We start from the raw sequence: 21,264 nt of genomic DNA, 5'->3' as shown, positions 1-21,264 counted from the left end.
CGTTTACCGGACGATCCGGTGATTGCTCAGGCCCCAGTCGGTGTAGAGATCGGCGATGATGGTGCCGAACTGCGCTTCTGCGTTTTCCAGCGAGCTGCGCGTATCGCGCGATCCGCCGAAGATCACCGCCGGCTCGCCGATGGAAATGTCACCGAGGCCCGTGACGTCGGCCACGGTGGTGTTCATGGAGATGCGGCCCAGAATCGGCGCCTCGTGCCCGCCGATCAGGGCCGTGCCGCTGTTCTGACCAGCGCGGCGGACACCGTTGGCGTAGCCGATGGAGAGGCAGGCCAGGCGGCGGGGGGTATCCAGAACGAAGGTGCGGTCGTAGCCCACGGTCGCGCCTGCCGGGTAATCGCCAAGGCTGACGACGCGGGTCTTCAGGTCCATCGTGGTCTGAAAGCCCCATTCGGGCTTTAGGATGCCATAGAGAACGGCTCCGCAGCGGTACATGTCGGTCTTGACGGGTTCATCGGAGACGAGAGTGAGCGAGCTGCCGGCATGGATGAGAGTGCTGTCGCGCGAGAGGCTGCCTTGGTGCAGGACCCAGTCGGCGTGCTTTTGAAAGAGCGCGGCGCTGGCACGCAGATCGTCCGGCGCGTTGCTGGGAAAATGGCTTGTTATGGCGGTGACGCTGTCGCCCAGGTGGTCGAGGATGGCGCGGCAGGCAGCGCGGCCGTTCTCGGTTTCGATTTCCAGACCGTCGCGGGACATGCCCAAGGCGTTGAGAGACAGGTGGGCGCGGACGGGGGCACCGGAGTTCCTAAGTGCAGCCAGGTTTTCGGCGGCCTCGACCGTGCCGACCTGTTCCTCGACCTTGTCGGGCAGGGCCGCGCGGGCCTCAACCGGCGTGGCAGCGCGTAGGCGGATGAGCTGGCCGGTGTAGCCTGCGTCGCGAACCGCGCGGGCCTCGGCGTTCGAGGTGATGGCGATGCAGTCGATGCCATGGGCGCGGACCAGCGGGACGACGTTGGCGATGCCGTGGCCATAGGCGTCGGCCTTCAGCACGGCGCAGAAGCGTCGGCTCTTGGGGACGAGGCCAAGCGCAATGCGGATGTTGGCGTCGATCCGGTCGCGATGCACCTCGCACCAGGCGTCGGGGATCGCGGGGTCGGTCATGTGTCGGGCAAGCCCAGGATGTGATCGACGATGCCGGTGAACTGGTCGATCACGACGGGCAGGAGTGCGTCGGGGAAGTCATAATCGGGATTGTGTAGCTGGGGCATGTCCGTGCCCGCGCCGACATAGAGCATTGCGGCCTTCGCGCCGTCATCGCCGATACGCCCGAAATCCTCGGACCAGCGCATGGGCGTGGCCATCTCGACGACCTCATGCCCGAGGTCGTGGGCCACGCGGCGGGCGATGTCGGTGGTGTCCGCGTCGTTGACCACCCCGCGAAAGACGTCGTGCCAGTGGATGTCGGTGACAAGCTCGCCCTGCGCCTGGGCAACCTTGTGCAAGGCGGTGTTTATCAGCGCGTCCATCCCCTCGTTGGTCATGGTGCGCAGGGTGACGCGCAGCTCGCCATCGGCGGGGGCGATGCCGAAGGCGGGCTCGCCAAGGTTGGCATGGGTGAGGGTGGCGAGGGTGAAATCGGCGTCGGCGATCGTGCCGCGGCTGAGGGCGGGCAGGGCGGTCATAAGGGTTGCCATGGCCGGGCCGGGGGACAGGCCGTCCTCGGGGGCCGCGGCGTGAGAGCTTTTGCCGGTCAGCAGGATCTGCATCCCGCGCGAGGCGCAGTTGGCGGGGCCGGAGCGAAGGCCGATCTCTCCCAGCGGGCGGCCGGGGACATTGTGGTAGGCGAAGGCATAATCCGGGCGGATCTCGGGCCATTGCGGGTCTTCGATCACAGCTTGAGCGCCCGCGCCGGTTTCCTCGGCCGGTTGGAAGAGCAGGACGATGCGGCCCTTGGCAGGCCGGGTGGCAAGGCGCATGGCGACGCCCAGCAGGGTGGCCATGTGGCCGTCATGGCCGCAGAGGTGGCCCTTGCCGTCGATCTGCGAGGCATGGGGGATGGTGTTGATTTCTCGGATGGGCAGACCGTCGAGTTCGCAGCGCAGAAGGACGGTGGGGCCAGGGGCGCGGCCAGTGAATTCGGCGGCGACGCCGTGGCCGCCGAGGCCTTGCCAGATGCGGTCAGCGCCGAGGGTGGTGAGTTCGCGCGTGATGCGCCTGGCAGTCTCGACCTCGTCGCCCGACACTTCGGGGCGGCAGTGCAGGTCATGGCGCAGGGCCGTGAGATAGGCGATCTGGTTGGAGGGAAGCGTGATCATGGGAGCCTCAGAAGATTTCCAGAAGTCCGGCGGCGCCCTGGCCGCCGCCGACGCACATCGAGACAACGCCCCACTTGGCGCCGCGGCGGCGGCCTTCGAGCAGGATATGCCCGGCCATGCGGGCGCCGGACATGCCGTAGGGATGGCCGATGGAGATGGCACCGCCGTTGACGTTGAGTTTGTCGTCCGCGATGCCCAGCGTGTCGCGGCAATATAGAAGCTGGGCGGCGAAGGCCTCGTTGATTTCCCAGAGGTCGATGTCGCTTTGGGTGAGGCCCGCGCGGTCGAGCAGCCGGGGGATTGCGTGGACGGGGCCGATGCCCATCTCCTGCGGCGCGACACCGGCGACGGTGAAGCCGCGTAGCGCGCCAAGTGGGCTGAGGTTGCGGCGCGACGCTTCGGCTTCGGACATGACGACGAGGGCGGCGGCGCCGTCGGAGAGCTGGCTGGCATTGCCGGCGGTGACGGTTTTGTCCGGGCCGCGCACGGGCTGAAGGTTGGCCAGCCCTTCGGCGGTGGTGCCGGGGCGGTTGCATTCGTCTTGTTCGATCCGGACGGACTCTTCGTGTGTTTCTTTCGTGGTCTTGTCGGTGACCAGCTTGGTCGCCTCGACGGGGATGATCTCGTCTGCGAAAAGGCCGGTGTCTTGTGCCTGCGCGGTGCGCTGCTGGCTTTGCAGGGCGTAGGCGTCCTGCGCCTCGCGGGTGACGCCGTAGCGGGCGGCGACGACCTCTGCCGTATCCAGCATGGCCATGTAGTAACTGTCGGGCACGGCGGGGTCGCGGTAGCGGTGGGCGTTCCAGTGGTCGTTCTGGACGAGTGAGATGCTGTCGAGGCCACCGGCGAGGGCGACGTCCACGCCCTCGGCTTGGACGATGTGGGTGGCGATGGCCAGCGCGTTGAGGCCCGAGGCGCATTGGCGGTCGATCGTGGCGCCTGCGACGCTGTCGGGCAGATGTGCCGCCTGCGCGATGTGACGGGCGACGTTTACGCCGGAGGTGCCCTGAGTGAGGGCGGAGCCGAAGATGGCGTCCTCGACCTCGTCGCCTTCAAGCCCGGCGCGTTCGAGTGCGGCGCGGACGGCGGGCGCGGCGAGGCTGGGGGCCGTGAGGTTGTTGAAGGCGCCGCGATAGGCCTTGCCGATGGGGGTGCGGGCGGTGGAGACGATGACGGCGGTGCGCATGGCTCAGGACTCCTCCGTGCCGCACCAGTCGGCGATGAAAAGCGCGGTGGCTTTCGTGACGCGGCGGAGGCTGTCCAGGTCTACCCGTTCATTGAAGCCGTGGATCGCCTCGGCCCGGGGGCCGTAGACTAGCGCGGGCGTATCGGCATAAAGGCCAAAGAAGCGCGCGTCGGTGGTGGCGGTGATCGGCTCGCGGGTGAGCGCCTCGCCGGTGACGGTTCGGTGGGCGGTTTCGAGTGATGCGACGGCATTGGTGGCGGTCTGCGAGCTGTCGCGAGAGAGCGCGTAACCTTCGGCGTGAAAGCCGTGATAGACGATCTCGGGCAGGGAGTTGCGCAGGAAGGCGTTTTGCTGGGCGGCGTCACGGATGACCTGCTCGATCTCCTGTTTCGCGGCGTCGAGGGATTGACCGGGGAAAAGCCCCATGCGCACATCGAAGACGGCCCAGGCGGGGACGGAGCTGGTCCAGTCGCCGCCTTGAAACTTGCCGATGTTGAGGTTGAGCGCGTGGTCCATCTGGGCATATTCGGGCGGGCGGTTCTCAGCCGCGTTCCAACGATGCTCCATGTCGTGCAGGGCCTGGATCAGCGGGAAGGCCGCCTCGATGGCGTTGGCGCCGGTGCCGGCATAGGCGACATGGGTGGGCAGGCCCTTGAGGTGGACCTGGAACCACAGGACGCCAAGCTGAGCGCTGACAAGTTGTTCGGCGAAAGGTTCGGGGATGAGGGCGGCGTCGGCGGTGTATCCCCGGGCGAGGCAGGCCAGTGCACCGTTGCCGGTGCATTCCTCCTCGACGACGGATTGGAAGTGGACGTCCGCCGCCGGGGCGAGGCCGCAGGCGGTGAGCGCATCGAGCGCGAAGAGGTTGGAGGCGAGGCCCGCCTTCATGTCACCGCCGCCGCGACCGTAGAGCCAGCCGTCGGCCACATGCGGCTCGAACGGGGGGCTGTCCCACATGTCGAGGGGGCCGGCGGGGACCACGTCGATATGGCCGTTGAGGGTGAGGGAGCGGCCCTTGGAGGTTTTGGAGCGATGCGTGGCGACGACGTTCACGGCGTTCTCGTAGGGGGTGAGGACGGGAGAGAAGCCGGGGAGGTTCTGGATGTCGGTGATGTCGATCTGCCAGCGGTCAACCGGATAGCCTCGCGTGGTCAGTTCGGTCGCCATGAAGTCTTGCGCGGATTGTTCATTGCCGCGTGTGGAGGGGTGGGACGTGAGCTCGCTCAGGAACGCGACTTGCCGGTCGAAACCGGCATCGACGGCGGCACAGAGGCGGGTTTTGAGGTCTTCGGTCATTAAGGCGGCTCAGAAAGTCGGAATGGGGGCGTCGGGAATTGAAAGAGGCGCATCGGTGGCGCGTTGCACGTCCTCGGGGCTGGTGCCTTCGGCAAGTTCGGTCAGGGCGAACCCGTCGGGAGTGACGTCGATCACGGCAAGATCGGTGAAGATGCGGGTGACGCAGGCGCTGGCCGAGAGAGGCAGGGCGCAGGTCTGCTTTAGCTTGGGGTTTCCGGCGCGGTCGGTGTGGGTGGTGAGCACCGCGACGCGGCGGGCCTTTTGCGCGAGTTCTATGCCGCCGCCCGCGCCGGGGCTGAACTTGCCGGGGATCTTCCAGTTGGCCAGATCGCCGGCTTCGCTGACCTCGAATGCGCCGAGCATGGTGAGGTCGAGCCGGCCCGAGCGGACCACGGCAAAGCTGGTGGCGCTGTCGAAGAAGGCCGAGCCGGGCACGGGCGTGACGTAGGCCCCGCCCGCGTCGATCAGGTTGCGGTCGGCGCGGTCGGGCGAGAGCGCCGGCCCGATCCCGGTCATGCCGTTTTCCGTGTGCAGGCAGACTGGGAAATCGGCGGGCAGGTGGTTCACGACCTTCGTCGGCAGGCCGATTCCGAGGTTGACGACCATGCCCGGTGCAATCTCGCGCGCGGCGCGGGCAACCATGCGATCCCTAGCGTCGGACAACGGCGTAATCCTCTGTGATCTCGGGCAGTTCCGTGACGTGATCGACGAAGACGCCGGGGGTGTGGACGGTGTTGGGATCAAGTTCTCCCAGCGGCACGACGCGCTCGGCCTCCGCGATCACAAGTGGCGCGGCCATGGCCATGAGCGGGTTGAAATTCTGCGCCGTGGCGACATAGGCGAGGTTGCCGAAGGGGTCGGCGGTGTCGGCGTGGATCAGGGCCACGTCGGCGCGCAAGGCCGGCTCGACTAGGTAGGGGGTGCCGTTCATCTCGACCACCTGCTTGCCGCGGGCCAGTTCGGTGTCGATTCCGATATCGCTGAGGATCGCACCGATGCCCGCGCCGCCTGCGCGGATACGCTCAGCCAGGATGCCTTGCGCGTTGAACTCGACCTCGAGCGCGCCTGAATTCATCAGGCCGATGGCGTGGCTGTTGAGACCCAGATGCGTGGTGATGAGGCGTTTGACCTGTCCGCTTTGCAGCAGGTGATCGATGCCCATGCCGGGCTCGTTGGCGTCGTTCTTGATGAGCGTCAGGTCGCGCGCGCCGTGGGCCACCAGCGCCCGGATCAGGGTCATGGGCGTGCCGGGGACGCCGAAGCCGCCGACCATTATACTGTCGCTGTCCTTGATCTGGGCTATAGCGGCCTCGATGGAGGTGCGCTTGTCAGGGAGCCTCATGCCGCGCTCTCCACCGGCAGGCCGATCTCACGCGCGAAGGCGTCGAGGGCGTCGCGGAGGATTGCCATCATTTCGGCGATTTGCGCCTCGGTGACGATGAGGGGCGGGGCGACGAGGAAATGGTCGCCCTTGGTGCCGCCACGGGTGCGGCGGGAATATATGATAAGGCCGCGGGCATAGGCCAGTTCGACGAGGCGGTCATGGGCGTTGAGCGCAGGGTCGAGCGGTTCCATCGTGGTGCGGTCGGAGACGAATTCGAAGGCTGTGAGCAGGCCCTTGCCGCGCACGTCACCGATGAAGGGATAGCGGTCCATCAGGGCGCGCAGTTCTGACATCAGGACGTCACCCATGCGGGCGGCATTGCCGATAAGGTCGTGCTTCTCCATCTCTTCCAGCACCGCAAGGCCTGCGGCGCAGGCCAGCGGGTTGCCGGCATAGGTGAAGCCGTGGGCGAAGCCGCCCGCATCCAGCACCGGATCGACAAGGCGGCGACCCGCGACCATCGCGCCGAGGGGTGCGTAGCCCGCGCCGAAGCCCTTGGACATGGCGACGATATCGGGGGTGATGCCCCAGTGTTCGGCAGCGAGGAATTTGCCCGTGCGGCCCGCGCCGGTCATGACCTCGTCATAGATCAGGAGCACGCCGAATTCGTCGCAGGTCTCGCGGATGCGTCCATAATAGCTGTCGGGCGCGACGAGCGCGCCGGTGGAGGCACCGCCGACGGGTTCCATGATGAAGGCTAGCACGGTGTCGGGACCCTCGGCGAGGATTTTGTCACGCAGAAGCTCGGCGTATTTCAGGCCGCGCGCCTCTTCCGTCAGGTTGTCGCGGTCTAGATAGGTGGTGGGGGCGGCGACCTTGGGCATCTCGCTCATCATCGGAGCGAAGGGGTCGCGCAGGGGCGCGTAGCCGGTGAGGTCGAGCGCGCCGAAAGTGCAGCCATGGTAGGAGGGAAAGCGCGAGATGACCTTGTAGCGGTCGTTATGGCCTTGGGTCAGAGCGTATTGACGGGCCAGTTTCACGGCGCTTTCCACCGCCTCGGACCCGCCGGAGACGAAAAACACGCGGTCCAGCCCCTCGGGCGTCATGGCGACGGTTTTCGCGGCCAGATCCTCGGACGGGTGGGTGCGGAAATGCAGGCGGTAGCCGAAGGTGGCCTTGTCCATCTGCGCCTTCATTTTGGCCAGCACGCGCGGGTTGGAGTGGCCGATATTGGACACCATTGCGCCCGACGAGCCGTCGATGTACCGCTTGCCGGCCTCGTCGATCAGGTAGATGCCCTCGCCGTGGTCGAGGAACGGTCGCGGGTTGCGCGACTGGTAGAAGAGATAGGACGTGTTGTCGGTCACTTGGCGCCTGCGAGGTGTTTGCGAAGAAATTCGCGGGTGCGTTCCTTGGTAGGGTTCTTGAAGACGACGCTGGGCGGGCCTTCCTCGACCACCACGCCCTTGTCCATGAAAAGAACGCGGTCACAGACGGAGGCGGCGAAATCCATCTCGTGTGTCACGATGATCATGGTCATGTGTTCCTCGGCCAGCTTTTTCATGACCTGGTTCACCTCGTCCACCAGTTCGGGGTCGAGGGCGGAGGTGGCCTCGTCGAAAAGCATCAGCTTGGGCTTCATGGCGAGGGCACGGGCGATCGCGACGCGCTGTTTCTGGCCGCCTGACAGCTGCGAGGGGTAATAGTCGATCCGTTCCAGCATCCCGACCTTGTCGAGCTGTTCCTCAGCCAGTTTGTCGGCGTCGGCCTTGCTGAGACCCTTGAGCAGCTTGGGCGCCATGGTGACGTTGTCGCGGGCGGTCATGTGCGGGAAAAGGTTGAAGTGCTGGAAGACCATGCCGATGTTCTGGCGCATCTGGTTGATGTGCTTTTCGTATTGGCGGTAGGGGAGGTCCTTGTTTACCTGGACGCCGTCGAGCCATATCTCGCCCCCCGTCAGCGCGTCGAGGTCGTTGATGGCTCGCAGCAGCGTGGACTTGCCCGAGCCCGACGGGCCGATGATCGCCACGATCTGGCCGCGGGCGACGTTGAGGCTGATGTCCTTGAGAACCTCAAGCTTGCCGAAGGATTTCTGGGCGTGCTTGATTTCGACGAAATGTTCGGTGTCGGTCATGGTCTGTCTCCTGACGATCAGCGCGAGATTGCGATGCGGCGCTCGATGCGGCGCTGCACCCATTCCATGCAGAGGTTGATGACGTAGTAGAAGGCGGCGGCGACGAGGTAGAACTCGAACGGTCTGTAGGTGGCACCGATCACGCGTTGCGCCGAGAGGGTCAGTTCGCTGACCCCGATCACCGACACCAGCGCGCTGTCCTTCAGAAGCGCGATCATGTTGTTGCCGATGGGGGGGATCACGTCGCGCACGGCCTGCGGGATGACCACCTTGCGCAGCGCCTGGCCACGGCTGAGGCCGACGGTGCGGGCGGCCTCCATCTGGCCCTTGTCGACGGACAGGATGGCGGTCTGGATCAGTTCGGAATTGTAGACTGCGAAGTGTAGGCCAAGCCCGATGATGCCGGCGACGAAGGCGGGCAGGTCAATGCCGATCTGCACGAGGCCAAAATAGATCAGGAAGAGCTGCAGCAGAAGCGGCGTGCCCATGAAGACCCATTCGATCAGGCGGAAGGGCTGGCGGATGATCCACGGCGCGTATAGCGCGATAACCGCGAAAATGATCCCGCCGAAGAAGCTGACGAGCGCGGCGGCGACGGCGATGAAGATCGTCCACAGACACCCCAGCAGGATCACGTCGAGATGTTCCGGAACAACCGTAAAGTCGAGGCCCATTCTGGTTTTCCTTTCCGATCAGTTGATCTGGACGCGGCGGTCCAGCCAGGCGACGGCCCGGCCGGTGGCGTAGATGATGATCATGTAGAGAATGCCCGCGAGGAGGAACATCTCGAACGGTTTGTAGGTGGAGCCGATGTAGCGCTGCGCGGTGTAGGTGAGTTCGACCACCGAGATGGCGGCCACGAGCGCGGTGGACTTGATCAGCATGTTGAGGTTCACGCCCAGCGGGCGGACCATCAGGCGGGCGGCTTGGGGCAGGATGGCGTTGTAGAATGTCTGCCACCGGCTGAGGCCGAGGGTGCGGGCGGCCTCGCGCTGGCCCTTGGGGATCGAGATGATCGCGCCGCGGATGGTTTCGGTCATGTAGGCGCCGACATTGACGCCAAGGCCGATGACTCCGGCCTCGAACGCGTCGAGCTGGATGCCGACCTGGGGCCCGCCGAAATAGAGGATGAAAAGCTGGATGAGTGCGGGCGTGCCGCGAAAGACGCTGACATAGGCCGCGCCGATGAAGCGGAAGACCGCGAGGCGCGAGAGCCGCATCGCCGCGCCAAGCGCGCCGCAAGTGAGGCCGAGCAAGGCCGTCAGGACAGACAGCTGGATCGTCACCCACGCGGCTTGCAGGAAGAAGGGGTAGACCCTTTGCATCAACTCTATGTCCATGGCGTGTCCTTCTGGCAGGTCGCGGGGCCGGGGCATGCACGGGGCTCTTGTCCGGCGAGATCGAGTACGTGCTTGGACGGGACGGCGGCAAGGCGCAGTGCGCGCGGGCCGTCAGCCGGTCCGATCGGGGATCAGGTTCCCGGAAGGCCCCGCCACCCTGCGATGGCGGCGGGGCGAAAGGGTTTAGCGGATATCTGCGCCGACCCACTTTTCAGCGAGTTCGAGATAGGTGCCGTCTTCCATCATGGAATCGAGCGCCTCCTGCATGGCGGCGGCGAGTTCGGGGCTGCCTTCGCGGATGGCGATGCCCGCGCCGAAGGGGTCGGTCGTGGGATCGGCGAACATCTCGTATTCCTGGCCTTTCTCGCCCATGGCGAGGATGGCGGCGATGGAGTCGTTCACGATGGCGTCGACGCGGCCATTCTCGAGCTCAAGCAGCAGTTCGGGCAGGCCCTTGTAGGTGCTGACGTTGTAGCCGCGCTCGCGCGCCCAGTCCTCGTGCGTTTCACCCAAGGTCAGGCCGACCTTCTTGCCTTCGAGGTCCTCGAGGCTGGAGATGCCCGAGCCGGGCTGGGTGAAGATGGCGCGCTTGTCGGAATAGTAGGGGCCGACGAAATCCACGACCTCGTCCCGTTCGTCGGTGATGGTCATGGAGCCGACGATGGCGTCGTACTTGTTGGAAAGCAGCCCGCCGATGATTCCATCCCACGCGGTGGTGACGATCTCGGCCTCGAGTCCCATGCGCTTGGCGATCTCGGTGCCGATGGCGGGGTCGAAGCCCACCACCTCGTTCTGGTCGTTGACGAAGTTGAACGGCGGGTAGGCGCCGGACATCGCGATGCGGATGACACCCTTTTCCTTAAGGGTTTCAAGTTCTTCCGCGGCAGCGGGCGCGAGGCCGGCCACGGCAAGGCCCATGGCCACGACAGCGGATTTCAGAACGGTTCGGCGGAATGTCATATGTCTCTCCATGTTGGTTTTAAGTGGCGGGTCTTTCGCCCGTGCAGCATCGGCGGATTGCACCGCTCCTGCAAAAGCCTTGCATGAGGGCGGCTATCGCGCAAATAAATAATAAGCATCCTGATTATAGGTGAAATCTATGAGCTTGCCGCAGCGCCCCCGCTTTCCCTGGAACCTGGACTGGAACCTGTTGCGCACCTTCATGGTGGTGGTCGAGCAACGGGGCATCTCGAAGGCCGCGACCCATCTGGGCCTGAAACAGCCCACGGTGTCGGCGGCGCTGAAGCGGCTGGAGCAGGCGATCGGCAAGACGCTGGTGATCCGCAAGCCCAACGAGTTCACCATCACGCGGGCCGGGCAGGTGCTTTATACCGAATGCGCCACGATCTTCGGTACGGTGTCGCAGATCCCCGCGATCCTGGACGAGGACAATGCCGAGTTGCGCGGGCATCTTTCTATCGCGATCACCAGTTCGGTCATCTCGGAGCATTTCGACAGCATCCTGAACCGATTTGCCCAGGCGCATCCCAGCGTGACCTATTCCTTCACCGTCTACGAGAGCGACGAAGTGGAGACGATGATCAAGCTGAACCGGGCCAGTTTCGGGATATGCCTGTTGTCGAGCGTGCCCAAGAGCCTGATGACGATGGTGCTCTACCGCGAGTATTTCGGGCTGTATTGCGGGGCGCGGCATCCGCTGTTCGGGGCCGAGGAGATCAGGCCCGAGGACCTGGAGGGGGAGCCTTTCGTGGCGTTCCAGACGGAAGCCGAAGGTGGCCCTCTGGAGGCGATCTCGAAGCTGCGGGCGCGGCTGAATCTGTCGCGCGACTGGCGCGGCGTGTCGTCGAGTCTGAACGAGATCCGGCGCATGATCATGGCCAATGTGGGTATTGGTGCGCTGCCGCTGCACGTAGCGGCACAGGACGTGGCGGCGGGGCACATCCGGCAGTTGCCGCCCTATGACAACCTGCCGATGGTGAGCATCTACCTGCTGAGCAATCCCGCCCGCCGCCGTTCGGAGGCCGAGGCGAAATTCCTGGAAGTGATCGAGAGCGAGCTGTCAACCATCGGGATCGCCGAAAGAACCTATGGCACAATGGACGCAGATGAGGGGGCTGGTAGCGCGATCCGGCGTTAGCGATTGTCTGTTTTGATCGGAGAAGGGCGTTTTCAGTACGGATTTCGGGGCGCTTGCCGTTCGGAATGCTTTTTGCCGTCGCTCTGACAGGTTGCCCGTGTGGCAGCTTCAGGAAAACCCGAAGCGATTCATGGCGACATTCGGAGCAGTATAGCTTGGAGTCTCTAGAACCCCATGCTGTCCTTGTCGTACCAGAAATCTTCCAGGTTGCGAGCGTGGCGCCCGCTTTCGCGCTCCGCGCTTTCGTGCGCCGTGGCCAGCGCGTCCACCGCGCTCTGGCCTGATTTCCAGACCAGGCGAACCTGCTCGCCGGCCGAGACGAACGCATTGATCGGCGTGCCATCGTTCGAATAAAGCTCCATGCTGCGCAGGATCAGGTTCACCTGATCCGCCAGCTTATCTGGACTCAATTGCGATCCGTATTCCAGGACGCAGAGGTAGGTGCCGTTCCCTGCATAGGAAATCAACGCTCCGAACTCTTCGAGTGCGACAGATATCGCCTCGGCCACGTCGGTCACGATGCACTCGTATTCGTAACGGGATGATTTCCGGTGCAGTTCTTCGATGTCCCGGATTGTGAACCCGATGATGGACGACCCGAACAGCTTTTTTCTCGACATCAACGACACGTAGTTCTCAAGCGCGAGATACGTGATGCACCCGTCCACGTCCTGTACGAAAATCGGTTCATGCAGCGCAAGCGTCGTGGACCCGTCCCCGAGCGGCTCTGGCTCTGCCTTGGACCTGGCGCTGATGGCGGTCTGCCGGCTGCTTTTGGACAGATCGTTGATCAGCTGGATACGGCCGCGCAGGTTGTCGACATCGAACGGCTTGGTGATATAGTCGCTGGCCCCCGCCGCGAAGGCCCGGTCAATGTAGGATTTGTCGGTCATTGCCGTGAGCATCAGGATGGGCGTCAGCTGATACTCGGGGCGCGCGCGGAGCGTCCCGCAAAGCGAGATACCGTCGGTGTCCGGCATCTGGATATCGATGAGGAAACAATCGATCGCCGGGGTCTCTGGCTTGTCCAGTATTTCCAGTGCCTCTGCGACAGACGTGGCCGTGGTCACGGTGTGGTCGCCGAGCGTCTGGATGAGCAACTGAAGCAGCTCGAGGATTGTCGGTTCATCGTCTACGGCAAGTAGATGCATTTCCATTGCTCCTTGCAGGTCACGCATTTCCCGGACCTGTTGCTGACTGTTGCGGCCTTGGTCGCCTGCTTACAGTTATGACCTTGAGAAATCGGCCAAATTAAGACAACTTTAAGGAGTTTTAAGCGGCCACGGGATTGTCGTGGCATCCCGCGACGCGTCCGCAAATGCCGGGCGCTGCGAGGCGCACGCGGCAGGCCGCAAGTGCGGTATCTCGACCAACAACGGCCCGCACGCATTTACCGCCATCGGGTCCGACACCAGGCCACGGCCTGCCGTATATCCCGACGGGGCGGCATTTACATTGTCGTGTGACGCGACACCAAGGAAATGTGCAACCAGGTCCAGAACGACCGGGCCGTCAGTATAGGGCAGTACGAACATCAAGACTCCACGTTCATCGCGCTCCAGCGCTTCGTGGGGCTTGTCGCCGACGATTTCGGTTGTTCTTTGTCAAAATCGGGAAATTTTTGCTCCCGTTTCGACGCCCTTGCCTTAACCTGGCCATAGTTCGGCTCAGGGACCGCCCCGAGATGCGGATGTCCAACGGATTGCCGGCCAATAATGCACTGATGGGTTGATCGCCCTGTATTCCTCGACCTGCACACCACGTGTGTCGAAGTTGAGCCCTAAACCGAACAGGTGATGTGGCCGATTTGCATCAAAACAAACCTCGAGTGGAAACAATAGGTGTTGAATCAACCTTTTGTCGCCGCGGTGTGTTGCAATGTCGATCTGAAATATTAAGAATTTGCTAATGATAATATTGGCCTGCGATTGATTTCGCACCCAGTTTAGAGGCTGCACAATTGCCGTCTCATGTGCTTTGGGAAGGACGTGGTCGTCTTGAGTGCTGGTGGAACAAATAGTCCTGATCACGCGTCGAACGCTGATTGGAGCGCCTATGCGACAGCCTACGACCTGTTGTCGAGGCACAATCCAGAGTACAAGGCGTTAATGCAGGAGTTCGAAGACTTCCTGGCAGGGACCGACACGCCGAAGATCATCTACGACGTCGGCGGCGGCACAGGAAACTACACCGAGATCGCGGCGCGCCTGTGCGCTGACAGCAGTATCTGCCTCGTCGAGCCCGACCCCGGAATGATGCAGGCCGCAAAGGCGAAACTGTCCGGGCACAAGAACGTCACGTACCAGAATGTCGGACTGGAAGGCGTCGAAGTACCGGATGGCGCCGATCTCGTCATAAGTGTGCATTCCCTATACGCTATGCCGGACCCGGAGCACCGGCTTGCCGACATCCGCCGGATGCTGCGTCCGGGCGGAATTCTCTACCTCGTCGATCTCGGCCGTCCGATGGATGTCCGGGACTGGCGCAATTTTCTGTTTTCCAGGATCCGGCAAGAACACGGCCTGTTCGGTGCGCTCAGAATCTTTTGGCAGGGACGGCAGATCGCCAAGCAGAACAAGGCCATCTTCAAGGCACAGCGAGACGGTACGTATTGGACGCACACCGCGGCCGAGATTGCGTCGGCCGTCACCGCGGCAGGCTTTGAGATCATCAACCAGCGCTCTGTCTATCGCGGCTACAGCGACCTTCTGGTGTGCCGTGCGACGCCCTGAAACCGCAGCTTTGAAGGATCAACCATGAATGAGCAGGTCATCGCGGCTCTCGAGCAGTCCCGCTACGAGGTTCTGACGAACGACGACGACGCCATGGAAGACGTCTTTCGCCTGCGGTACTCTTGCTATCGCGCCGAAGGAGCCGTGACCGCAAGAGCGGACCACAGGATGACCGACCCGTTCGACGAATCCGAGAATTGTGTGCATGTCGCAGTCAGGGTGGATGGCAAAATATGGTCGGCTGTCCGATTGCATCTCGTGTCGAAACTTTGCCAGACATCACCGACGCTCGAGGTCTTTCCGGAACTTCTGGATGATCTCAAGAAGAGGCGAACCATTCTCGACCCGACGCGTTTCGTGATCTCTCCAACTGCCAGACAGAAGCGGGTTCCGCTGAACTTCCTGACGTTGCGCATTCCGTTCCTCGCGTCGATCTTCTACAACATCGACTTGGCCCTGGCCCCGGTTCGCGCCGAGCACACGGCGTTCTACTGTCGCTACCTCGGATACAAACCGGTACTGGAACCCCGCAGTTATCCCGGGCTGGCGAAACCTATACAGCTTCTGACAGCCAATTTCCGGGAACAGCGCGAAGCGGTCCTGGCGCGCACGCCGGTTTTCGGTCCGCTGAAGGATATTCCTCAGGCGAGCATCGAGTTCCCCTCACTTTCGGGCGTATATGCCTCTTTCAAATCGGGCAACTCCGAAGCGGCGTAACCTTCGGTCGCAGTGTCGGACCGCAATCTGAGCGACGCATCAGGGACGGGTTTGTGCGCTCGTTTGGCGAGGAACCGCTTAACGAGAGTTCGTGCATGGGCATTTCTGCCTTGGCTTGTCCGGCGAAATGCCGTTTTCTGCCCAATTAACGGCAGAATTTAAACAAATAGGTTCATTATGTTCTGGCAACTCCTGTAGAAGCAGAGGCAAACATGAGAACGCTACTGAGGACTTGGTCGGCACGAAGAGACTGGTTCGCTTCGCAAGGCCGCGAACAACGGATCAAGGACTATATGGCCCTGTCCAACCAGTTGATCTGGCAACGGCAGGCGAGCTTCTTCGCGGCAGCGCTTTTGGCGGCCTTGTATTTCGACCCGATCTCGATCTTCGCGTGCTACGGCGTCGTCGTGTTGACGGAAATGCTAGACCAGATCCTCGGTGTGCACGCCAAGGCGTGGGACGGCGAAGATCCGGTGTTCGGTCGGAAACTTCTGAGACGCATCGCCATCAACACCGCCATCAGCGCCATGGCGATCAGCGTCTTCATCGCCAACATAGCCTTTCAGCAAACAGAGGGCGGCCAGTTCACCTCGCTGTTTTTCCTGTTCTCGGCATCGCTCTTCGCGGCGATGTACAACAGCCAGATGATCGGCATCCTCATACTGCGCCTTTCGATCTACAGCGTCACGTTTCTCTTCATCGCGCTCCTGGACCTCGTGCGTTACGCCCCGCCGCTCACATCGCCGATCTGGCTACAGTTCTTCACGATCATGTTCGTGCTTTATTTCATCGTGGACATCTCCGCGAAGTTCTACCGCGGCTACCAGGACCGTTTGCGGCAAATGCAAATGATCGAGGAAGACCACGAGCGGACCAAGGCGGCCTTGGAGGTCAAATCGCAGTTTCTTTCCACTGTTAGCCATGAATTACGCACGCCGCTCACCTCGATCATCGGGTCGCTCGAGTTGGTCAAGAACGGCGTGCTCGGAGAGCTGCCTCAGAATTTCGCGCCTGTTTTCGACATTGCCACCAAGAACAGCCGCCGGTTGGCTAACCTGATAGACGATTTGCTCGACCTGCAGAAGATCGAAGCGGGCGAGATCGACTTCCAAATGGAGCCGATCTGCGGCAACGACCTGGCCAGAGAGGCCGTCGACTCCATGTCAGGCTATGCCAGTATGCTCGGGATCAAGCTCGAGTTACATGCCTGCAAGGACGAATGCCGGATCATGGGGGACCAGAAACGGCTGATACAGGTGATGAACAATCTTCTGTCGAATGCCGTTAAGTTCTCCAAGGACAATGGCGCCGTGAAGGTGTTTGTCGAAAACGTTGAAAGCCGCGTTCGTATCTCGGTCGAGGACAAGGGCACGGGTATTCCCGACTTCGCGGAGGAACGCGTTTTCGGCAAGTTCAGCCAGCTCGATTCATCCGACGTGCGCAGGGTCGGGGGCACCGGCCTGGGACTTAACATTTCCAAACAAATCGTCGAAAGCCACAACGCGAATATCGGATATGTCAGCGCGCTTGGTACCGGCTCTACTTTTTATGTCGATTTCGAACGGCTTGAGGTCACGGACCGTGACGCGGCAAGTACCGAAAACATGTCGGAAAACGATTGTTGCGACGGGGGTGAAACAACTGCAGCGGCTAGAGAAACTCGGAAAGCGAGTTAAGAAAAGTTTTCCCTATCCAAGAGGCGCAGGCTCCTAATTATCGTAGTGCCTTGACCAACTGCCTCTACTGGAAACCAAAATTGTTGAACCAATCAACAACAATAAACCCGGACCCCTCGAAAGGGGCAGACCAAGTGTAGTCGCCGGCAATGAAAAACCACGAAGAAAACTTTTATGACTTGGTTGGAGATTGGGCGCCTGGAATAATTACAGGCTCAAAATGCACCCGTCACTCTATCTCGATTTAGCGTTTCAGGTTTTTTCTCTTAAAAGCTTGGCGCCAAAGTGTCTCGGTGGCGGAGGCTCAGGGATTCGAACCCTGGGGACGCTTTCACGCCCGCCGGTTTTCAAGACCGGTGCATTCGACCACTCTGCCAAACCTCCGCGTTCGGTGTTGTTACTGTGGCTTTCGCGATTCTGAAAGCCGTGAAGTTCAGGGGAAATTCACCGAATCGGCTTTGTAGACTTTTCAGAACGGTCCAGAGCGGTTATTCTGTTGTCAATCGCAGGTTTCTGCGTGCTCGAGCAAACGCCGGATAACCGGCACCCGCACCCAAAATGGTGCATGACAGGCAAGGGACGAAACATGACATTTCAATGGATGGGCAAAGGTGCGCGCGTGCGCCTGATCACGGCCTCCAGCGTGATTGCGCTGGTGCTGAGCGGATGCACCGAGGGCGGAGAATTCGGCCTTTTCAAATCGCAGGCCAACGAAGGTGACGAGGTGACCTCGGCGGACAATTCGGTCAAGCTGATCGAGCGGGACGTGGAAGCGCCCGACGTGTTCCAGGTGACCGACAAGGGCCTGTGGGATGGGCGCCCGTCGCTGGGCGGCGTATGGGTTGCGCACCCGGATGTGCAGGAGCCCGAGCGCGTGATCATCCGCAACACCAAGAACGGCAAGTTCGTCATTGGCGCGCTGTTCCGCCGCGAACGCAGCAATCCGGGTCCGATCCTTCAGGTCTCGTCCGATGCCGCCGACGCTCTGGGCATGCTGGCCGGTGCGCCGTCGCAGTTGAACGTGACGGCCCTGCGCCGCGAGTCCGCGCCGGACCCCGAGGCGCTGGCCGCCGCCGAGACCGAGGGCGAAGAGGGCGCGCTGGCCCCCGCCGCGGTCGAACAGACCACGCTGGACCCGCTGGCCGGAGCCGCTGCTGCGATTGAGACCGCCGAGGCCGCCGAGCCCGTCAGGCCGGCAACCCAGACAGCCGGCGCCACGGCCGCTGTTGCCACCGAGCCGACGCCGGAACCGACCCAAGCGGCGGCGGCGCCGGTGCGCTCGAGTTCGTCCCTGTCGAAGCCGTACTTGCAGATCGGCATCTTCTCGGTCGAGCAGAATGCGCGGAATACCGCCACCGCCATGCGGCAGGAAGGCATGGTTCCGACCGTTAAAAAACAGAGCTCGCAGGGCAAGACCTTCTGGCGCGTGGTCGTCGGACCTGCCCAGTCCAAGTCCGAGCGAAGTGTCCTGTTGAAAAAGGTCAAAGAGGTTGGTTTTGATGACGCGTACGCTGTAACCAACTGAACCGGACCCTGCCCATGACCTTACTTGCACGTTTCCTGGCCGCCTGTGTCGCGGTGATTGCGCTATCCTTGCCGGCGCAGGCGTTCGACACAAGCGCCAAGGCCGCGTATGTCAAGGACCTGGGCACCGGTACTGTTCTGCTCAGCCGGAATGCCGACGAGCCGCTGCCGCCGGCGTCGATGTCGAAGCTGATGACGCTTTACGTGGCGTTCGAGGCTATCCGCGACGGGCGGCTTTCCCTGCAGGAAAAGCTTCCGGTGTCGCAGCACGCCATGAGCTATGGCGGCTCGACCATGTTCCTGGACACCACCGACCGGGTGAGCGTCGAGGACCTGCTGCGCGGGATCATCGTTCTGTCCGGCAACGACGCCTGCGCGGTGATTGCCGAGGCGTTGAGCCCGGACGGCACCGAGGCCGGGTTCGCCCGCTTCATGACCCAGCGGGCGCAGGACATGGGCATGACCAACTCGACCTTCGCCAATTCCAATGGCTGGCCAGCCGCGGGCCATCGGATGAGCATGCGCGACCTTGGGATCCTGGCCGAGCGCCTGATCAAGGACTTTCCGAACTTCTATCCGATGTTTGCCGAGACCGAGTACGAGTTCGACGGGCGCGCGCCGCAGAACACGCAGAACCGCAACCCTTTGCTGAAGCTGGGGATCGGGGCGGACGGCCTCAAGACCGGGCATACCGAGGCGGCGGGCTATGGCCTGACCGGATCGGCCGAGCAGGGTGGGCGCCGGGTGGTGTTCGTACTGTCAGGACTGGACACTGCTGCCCAAAGAGCACAAGAGGCGGAAGCCCTTGTGAACTGGTCCTTTCGCCAATTTGCCGAAAAAGAGATCGTCAAAGCCGGCAACGAAGTCTCGCGCGCAGAAGTCTGGATGGGAAGCGCGTCAACCGTAGGACTTACGCCCGCAGAGGACCTTACGACACTGGTGCCGGTCTTGGGTTCGGACAACATGACCGCCGAAGTGGTCTATGAAGGCCCGCTGAGCGCGCCCATCTCGCAGGGCGACGAACTGGCCCAGTTGGTCTTTACGCCCGACGGGCTGCCGGAGATGCGCGTGCCGCTGGTCGCCTCTGAAAGCGTTGCCGTGGGTGGCTTTGCCGTCCGGCTGAAGACGGTCGCGGGTGTGCTTTTGAAACGTCTGCAACAGGGGCCCGAGGGCGCGCTTTGAGCGGTCAGGGCCGTTTCGTCACTTTTGAAGGCATAGACGGGTCGGGCAAGTCCACGCAGGCCCGTCTGCTGGCCGAGCATTTGCAAGGCACGGGGCGCGAGGTCATTCTGACACGCGAGCCGGGCGGCAGCGAAGGCGCCGAGGAAATCCGCAAGCTGGTGCTGGAAGGCGATGCCGACCGCTGGTCGGCGGAGACCGAATTGCTGCTGTTCACCGCGGCGCGGCGGGATCATCTGGAACGGCTGATCGAGCCTGCGCTGGCGGCCGGGAAAGTGGTGATCTGCGACCGTTTTGCCGACAGCACGCGCATGTACCAAGGGCTGAGCCGCGGGGATTTGCGCCACAAGGTCGATGCGTTGCACGACCTGATGATCGGGCGCGAGCCGGACCTGACGATCCTGATAGACATGGATCCGGGCACCGGGCTGGAACGTGCCCTGTCGCGCGGCGGCAGCGAGGAGCGGTTCGAGAGCTTCGGCGCCAGCCTGCAAGCGCAGATGCGGCAGGGATTCCTGGACCTCGCCGAGGAATTCATTGACCGGTTCGTGGTGATTGACGGCAATCGCGGGATCGAAGCGATTGCGGCGGATGTGCGGGCTGCGGTAGAACCGCGCCTGACATGATGGACCGTGACATTCCGCTTCCCGACCGCGTCGAAGGCGCGCCGCACCCGCGCGAGACTGCCCGTCTTTTCGGGCAGGAGGCTGCGCAGGGAGCGTTTTTGCAGGCGTTCAACGCGGGGCGGCTGCACCATGGCTGGCTGATTCACGGGCCCCGCGGGGTGGGCAAGGCGACGCTGGCGTGGCGGATCGCGCGGTTCCTGCTGGCGACGCCCGACCCTGACGCCGATGGCGGCGGGTTGTTCGGCGATGCACTGCCCGCGCCCGACAGCCTCGAGATTGCCGAGGATCACCCGGTCACGCGGCGTGTACTGGCAGGGTCCGAGCCGGGGCTGCACCTCGTGCGGCGTGGCGGCCAGGGGACCACCGACAGCGACCGGCAGAAGAATTTCGAAGACGGCAAGTTCTCGCGCGAGATCCGGGTGGACGAGGTGCGCGAGCTGGCGGACTTCGTCAACCTGAGCGCCGTGGATGGCGGGCGGCGTGTGGTGATCATCGACGCCGCCGATGAGATGAACACTTCGGCAGCGAACGCGCTTTTGAAGATGCTGGAAGAACCGCCGGTGCGCACCACATTGCTGCTTGTGGCGCATCAGCCCGCGCGGCTGTTGCCGACGATCCGCTCGCGTTGCCGCGAATTGCGGCTGGAGCGGCTGAGCCCCGACAATGTGATCGCCGCGCTGGACCAGGCGGGGGTCGACCCCGGTGGCCAGGCGCCGGGGCTGGCGGAATTGTCGGGCGGTTCAGCGGGAGAGGCGGTGCGGCTCTACAATCTTGACGGCCTGAAGATTTATGCCGAGATCGTCGGACTTGCCGCCAGCTTGCCGATGCTGGACCGTCCCCGTGTGATAAAGCTGGCCGAAGCGGCGGCACAGCGCGGAGCGGAGCAAAAGCTGGATCTGCTATTGACGCTGGTGGACATGTTCCTAGCCCGCGTCGCACGGGCAGGGGCCACCGGGATCCTGCCACCCGAGGCCGTCGCGGGCGAGGCAGAGGTCATCGGCAAGCTGGCGGGCAGTCCGGTGCAGGCGCGGGCCTGGGCTGACTGCGCGCAAGAGGTGGGTGCGCGGGCGCGTCACGGGCGGGCGGTCAACCTTGACCCTACCGCGCTGGTGCTTGATACGGTGTTCAAGTTGCAGCAGACCGCTACATCCCTCTGAACACC

Annotated in this window: 20 protein-coding genes and 1 tRNA gene; 8 read left to right on the top strand and 13 right to left on the bottom strand. The window is 63.0% G+C overall.

Translation table 11 applies throughout. The features are described 5' to 3' along the window. Window positions 1-3 precede the first annotated feature (3 nt). The 11 genes from PVV74_RS03345 to PVV74_RS03295 all read right to left on the bottom strand — a co-directional run bounded on the left by PVV74_RS03345 (window position 4) and on the right by PVV74_RS03295 (window position 10,510). Window positions 4-1,119 carry an alanine racemase gene (locus PVV74_RS03345; protein WP_103761745.1) on the bottom strand — a complete coding sequence of 372 codons (1,116 nt, stop codon included), beginning with the start codon at window positions 1,117-1,119 and terminating at the stop codon, window positions 4-6. Further along, window positions 1,116-2,273: an amidohydrolase gene (locus PVV74_RS03340; RefSeq protein WP_274592215.1), complete on the bottom strand. Its 1,158-nt coding sequence runs from the start codon at window positions 2,271-2,273 to the stop codon at window positions 1,116-1,118. The genes PVV74_RS03345 and PVV74_RS03340 overlap by 4 nt, the downstream gene beginning before the upstream one ends. Before the next feature lie 7 nt (window positions 2,274-2,280). After that, on the bottom strand, window positions 2,281-3,456 hold the full coding sequence (locus PVV74_RS03335) for a thiolase family protein (RefSeq protein ID WP_274592214.1): 1,176 nt from the start codon (window positions 3,454-3,456) through the stop codon (window positions 2,281-2,283). 3 nt (window positions 3,457-3,459) lie between these two features. Then, the gene (locus tag PVV74_RS03330) at window positions 3,460-4,752 is read right to left on the bottom strand and encodes an ArgE/DapE family deacylase (protein ID WP_274592213.1); all 1,293 of its coding nucleotides are present in this window, start codon (window positions 4,750-4,752) and stop codon (window positions 3,460-3,462) included. Window positions 4,753-4,761: 9 nt separating this feature from the next. Next, on the bottom strand, window positions 4,762-5,415 hold the full coding sequence (locus PVV74_RS03325) for a 3-oxoacid CoA-transferase subunit B (RefSeq protein ID WP_274592212.1): 654 nt from the start codon (window positions 5,413-5,415) through the stop codon (window positions 4,762-4,764). Then, window positions 5,402-6,094: a CoA transferase subunit A gene (locus PVV74_RS03320; protein WP_274592211.1), complete on the bottom strand. Its 693-nt coding sequence runs from the start codon at window positions 6,092-6,094 to the stop codon at window positions 5,402-5,404. Before PVV74_RS03320 ends, PVV74_RS03325 begins: the two co-directional genes overlap by 14 nt. After that, window positions 6,091-7,443 (bottom strand): aminotransferase family protein, encoded by a 1,353-nt coding sequence (locus PVV74_RS03315; protein ID WP_274592210.1) that lies wholly within the window; start codon window positions 7,441-7,443, stop codon window positions 6,091-6,093. The genes PVV74_RS03320 and PVV74_RS03315 overlap by 4 nt, the downstream gene beginning before the upstream one ends. Beyond that, window positions 7,440-8,210: an amino acid ABC transporter ATP-binding protein gene (locus tag PVV74_RS03310; RefSeq protein WP_274592209.1), complete on the bottom strand. Its 771-nt coding sequence runs from the start codon at window positions 8,208-8,210 to the stop codon at window positions 7,440-7,442. The genes PVV74_RS03315 and PVV74_RS03310 overlap by 4 nt, the downstream gene beginning before the upstream one ends. Before the next feature lie 17 nt (window positions 8,211-8,227). Beyond that, window positions 8,228-8,884, bottom strand: coding sequence for an amino acid ABC transporter permease (locus tag PVV74_RS03305; protein WP_057792607.1), 657 nt, complete (start codon window positions 8,882-8,884; stop codon window positions 8,228-8,230). Window positions 8,885-8,902: 18 nt separating this feature from the next. Continuing rightward, entirely contained in the window at window positions 8,903-9,550 is a 648-nt protein-coding gene (locus tag PVV74_RS03300; RefSeq protein WP_103761737.1) for an amino acid ABC transporter permease, read from the bottom strand. A gap of 183 nt (window positions 9,551-9,733) precedes the next feature. Further along, window positions 9,734-10,510 (bottom strand): transporter substrate-binding domain-containing protein, encoded by a 777-nt coding sequence (locus PVV74_RS03295; RefSeq protein ID WP_103761736.1) that lies wholly within the window; start codon window positions 10,508-10,510, stop codon window positions 9,734-9,736. A 139-nt stretch (window positions 10,511-10,649) separates the two neighbouring features. Here PVV74_RS03295 and PVV74_RS03290 point away from each other — a divergent pair, with 139 nt between their 5' ends. Further along, window positions 10,650-11,648 (top strand): LysR family transcriptional regulator, encoded by a 999-nt coding sequence (locus PVV74_RS03290; RefSeq protein WP_274592208.1) that lies wholly within the window; start codon window positions 10,650-10,652, stop codon window positions 11,646-11,648. Window positions 11,649-11,812: 164 nt separating this feature from the next. Here PVV74_RS03290 and PVV74_RS03285 read toward each other — a convergent pair whose 3' ends face one another. Further along, window positions 11,813-12,799, bottom strand: a complete 987-nt coding sequence (locus tag PVV74_RS03285; RefSeq protein ID WP_274592207.1) for a response regulator — start codon at window positions 12,797-12,799, stop codon at window positions 11,813-11,815. 957 nt (window positions 12,800-13,756) lie between these two features. On the opposite strand from PVV74_RS03285, the gene PVV74_RS03280 reads away from it, so the two are divergent. The 3 genes from PVV74_RS03280 to PVV74_RS03270 all read left to right on the top strand — a co-directional run bounded on the left by PVV74_RS03280 (window position 13,757) and on the right by PVV74_RS03270 (window position 16,773). After that, window positions 13,757-14,380, top strand: a complete 624-nt coding sequence (locus tag PVV74_RS03280) for a class I SAM-dependent methyltransferase (RefSeq protein ID WP_245890385.1) — start codon at window positions 13,757-13,759, stop codon at window positions 14,378-14,380. A gap of 24 nt (window positions 14,381-14,404) precedes the next feature. Beyond that, the gene (locus tag PVV74_RS03275) at window positions 14,405-15,097 is read left to right on the top strand and encodes an N-acyl amino acid synthase FeeM domain-containing protein (protein WP_103761731.1); all 693 of its coding nucleotides are present in this window, start codon (window positions 14,405-14,407) and stop codon (window positions 15,095-15,097) included. A 212-nt stretch (window positions 15,098-15,309) separates the two neighbouring features. After that, window positions 15,310-16,773 carry a sensor histidine kinase gene (locus PVV74_RS03270; protein WP_274592206.1) on the top strand — a complete coding sequence of 488 codons (1,464 nt, stop codon included), beginning with the start codon at window positions 15,310-15,312 and terminating at the stop codon, window positions 16,771-16,773. A 294-nt stretch (window positions 16,774-17,067) separates the two neighbouring features. Here the strand turns inward: PVV74_RS03270 and PVV74_RS03265 are convergent. Continuing rightward, window positions 17,068-17,157 (bottom strand) — tRNA-Ser (locus PVV74_RS03265). Between the two features lie 202 nt (window positions 17,158-17,359). Here PVV74_RS03265 and PVV74_RS03260 point away from each other — a divergent pair. From PVV74_RS03260 to PVV74_RS03245, 4 genes are read left to right on the top strand one after another with little or no spacing between them, the layout of a single operon-like run. Further along, window positions 17,360-18,298, top strand: coding sequence for an SPOR domain-containing protein (locus PVV74_RS03260; RefSeq protein ID WP_274592205.1), 939 nt, complete (start codon window positions 17,360-17,362; stop codon window positions 18,296-18,298). Between the two features lie 14 nt (window positions 18,299-18,312). Then, window positions 18,313-19,479: a D-alanyl-D-alanine carboxypeptidase family protein gene (locus PVV74_RS03255; protein ID WP_103761728.1), complete on the top strand. Its 1,167-nt coding sequence runs from the start codon at window positions 18,313-18,315 to the stop codon at window positions 19,477-19,479. Next, a complete protein-coding gene (tmk, locus tag PVV74_RS03250) occupies window positions 19,476-20,102 on the top strand; it encodes a dTMP kinase (RefSeq protein WP_274592204.1) in 627 nt (208 codons plus the stop codon). Before PVV74_RS03255 ends, tmk begins: the two co-directional genes overlap by 4 nt. Beyond that, window positions 20,102-21,259 carry a DNA polymerase III subunit delta' gene (locus PVV74_RS03245; protein WP_274592358.1) on the top strand — a complete coding sequence of 386 codons (1,158 nt, stop codon included), beginning with the start codon at window positions 20,102-20,104 and terminating at the stop codon, window positions 21,257-21,259. The genes tmk and PVV74_RS03245 overlap by 1 nt, the downstream gene beginning before the upstream one ends. Window positions 21,260-21,264: the final 5 nt, after the last annotated feature.

Source organism: Roseovarius sp. SK2, assembly GCF_028807495.1.
Lineage (GTDB): Bacteria > Pseudomonadota > Alphaproteobacteria > Rhodobacterales > Rhodobacteraceae > Roseovarius > Roseovarius confluentis.
The sequence above is the reverse complement of the archived record's forward strand: the minus strand, read 5'-3'. Positions and strand labels throughout refer to the sequence as shown.

What these genes read in the sequence shown, in the direction of transcription:
- PVV74_RS03320 (WP_274592211.1), bottom strand. Translation starts at nt 6,094, where the DNA reads ATGAGGCTCCCTGACAAGCGCACCTCCATCGAGGCCGCTATAGCCCAG.
- PVV74_RS03245 (WP_274592358.1), top strand. Translation starts at nt 20,102, where the DNA reads ATGGACCGTGACATTCCGCTTCCCGACCGCGTCGAAGGCGCGCCGCAC.
- PVV74_RS03255 (WP_103761728.1), top strand. Translation starts at nt 18,313, where the DNA reads ATGACCTTACTTGCACGTTTCCTGGCCGCCTGTGTCGCGGTGATTGCG.
- PVV74_RS03330 (WP_274592213.1), bottom strand. Translation starts at nt 4,752, where the DNA reads ATGACCGAAGACCTCAAAACCCGCCTCTGTGCCGCCGTCGATGCCGGT.
- PVV74_RS03305 (WP_057792607.1), bottom strand. Translation starts at nt 8,884, where the DNA reads ATGGGCCTCGACTTTACGGTTGTTCCGGAACATCTCGACGTGATCCTG.
- PVV74_RS03345 (WP_103761745.1), bottom strand. Translation starts at nt 1,119, where the DNA reads ATGACCGACCCCGCGATCCCCGACGCCTGGTGCGAGGTGCATCGCGAC.
- PVV74_RS03285 (WP_274592207.1), bottom strand. Translation starts at nt 12,799, where the DNA reads ATGCATCTACTTGCCGTAGACGATGAACCGACAATCCTCGAGCTGCTT.
- PVV74_RS03340 (WP_274592215.1), bottom strand. Translation starts at nt 2,273, where the DNA reads ATGATCACGCTTCCCTCCAACCAGATCGCCTATCTCACGGCCCTGCGC.
- PVV74_RS03260 (WP_274592205.1), top strand. Translation starts at nt 17,360, where the DNA reads ATGACATTTCAATGGATGGGCAAAGGTGCGCGCGTGCGCCTGATCACG.
- PVV74_RS03300 (WP_103761737.1), bottom strand. Translation starts at nt 9,550, where the DNA reads ATGGACATAGAGTTGATGCAAAGGGTCTACCCCTTCTTCCTGCAAGCC.
- PVV74_RS03280 (WP_245890385.1), top strand. Translation starts at nt 13,757, where the DNA reads ATGCAGGAGTTCGAAGACTTCCTGGCAGGGACCGACACGCCGAAGATC.
- PVV74_RS03310 (WP_274592209.1), bottom strand. Translation starts at nt 8,210, where the DNA reads ATGACCGACACCGAACATTTCGTCGAAATCAAGCACGCCCAGAAATCC.
- PVV74_RS03270 (WP_274592206.1), top strand. Translation starts at nt 15,310, where the DNA reads ATGAGAACGCTACTGAGGACTTGGTCGGCACGAAGAGACTGGTTCGCT.
- PVV74_RS03275 (WP_103761731.1), top strand. Translation starts at nt 14,405, where the DNA reads ATGAATGAGCAGGTCATCGCGGCTCTCGAGCAGTCCCGCTACGAGGTT.
- PVV74_RS03290 (WP_274592208.1), top strand. Translation starts at nt 10,650, where the DNA reads ATGAGCTTGCCGCAGCGCCCCCGCTTTCCCTGGAACCTGGACTGGAAC.
- PVV74_RS03335 (WP_274592214.1), bottom strand. Translation starts at nt 3,456, where the DNA reads ATGCGCACCGCCGTCATCGTCTCCACCGCCCGCACCCCCATCGGCAAG.
- PVV74_RS03295 (WP_103761736.1), bottom strand. Translation starts at nt 10,510, where the DNA reads ATGACATTCCGCCGAACCGTTCTGAAATCCGCTGTCGTGGCCATGGGC.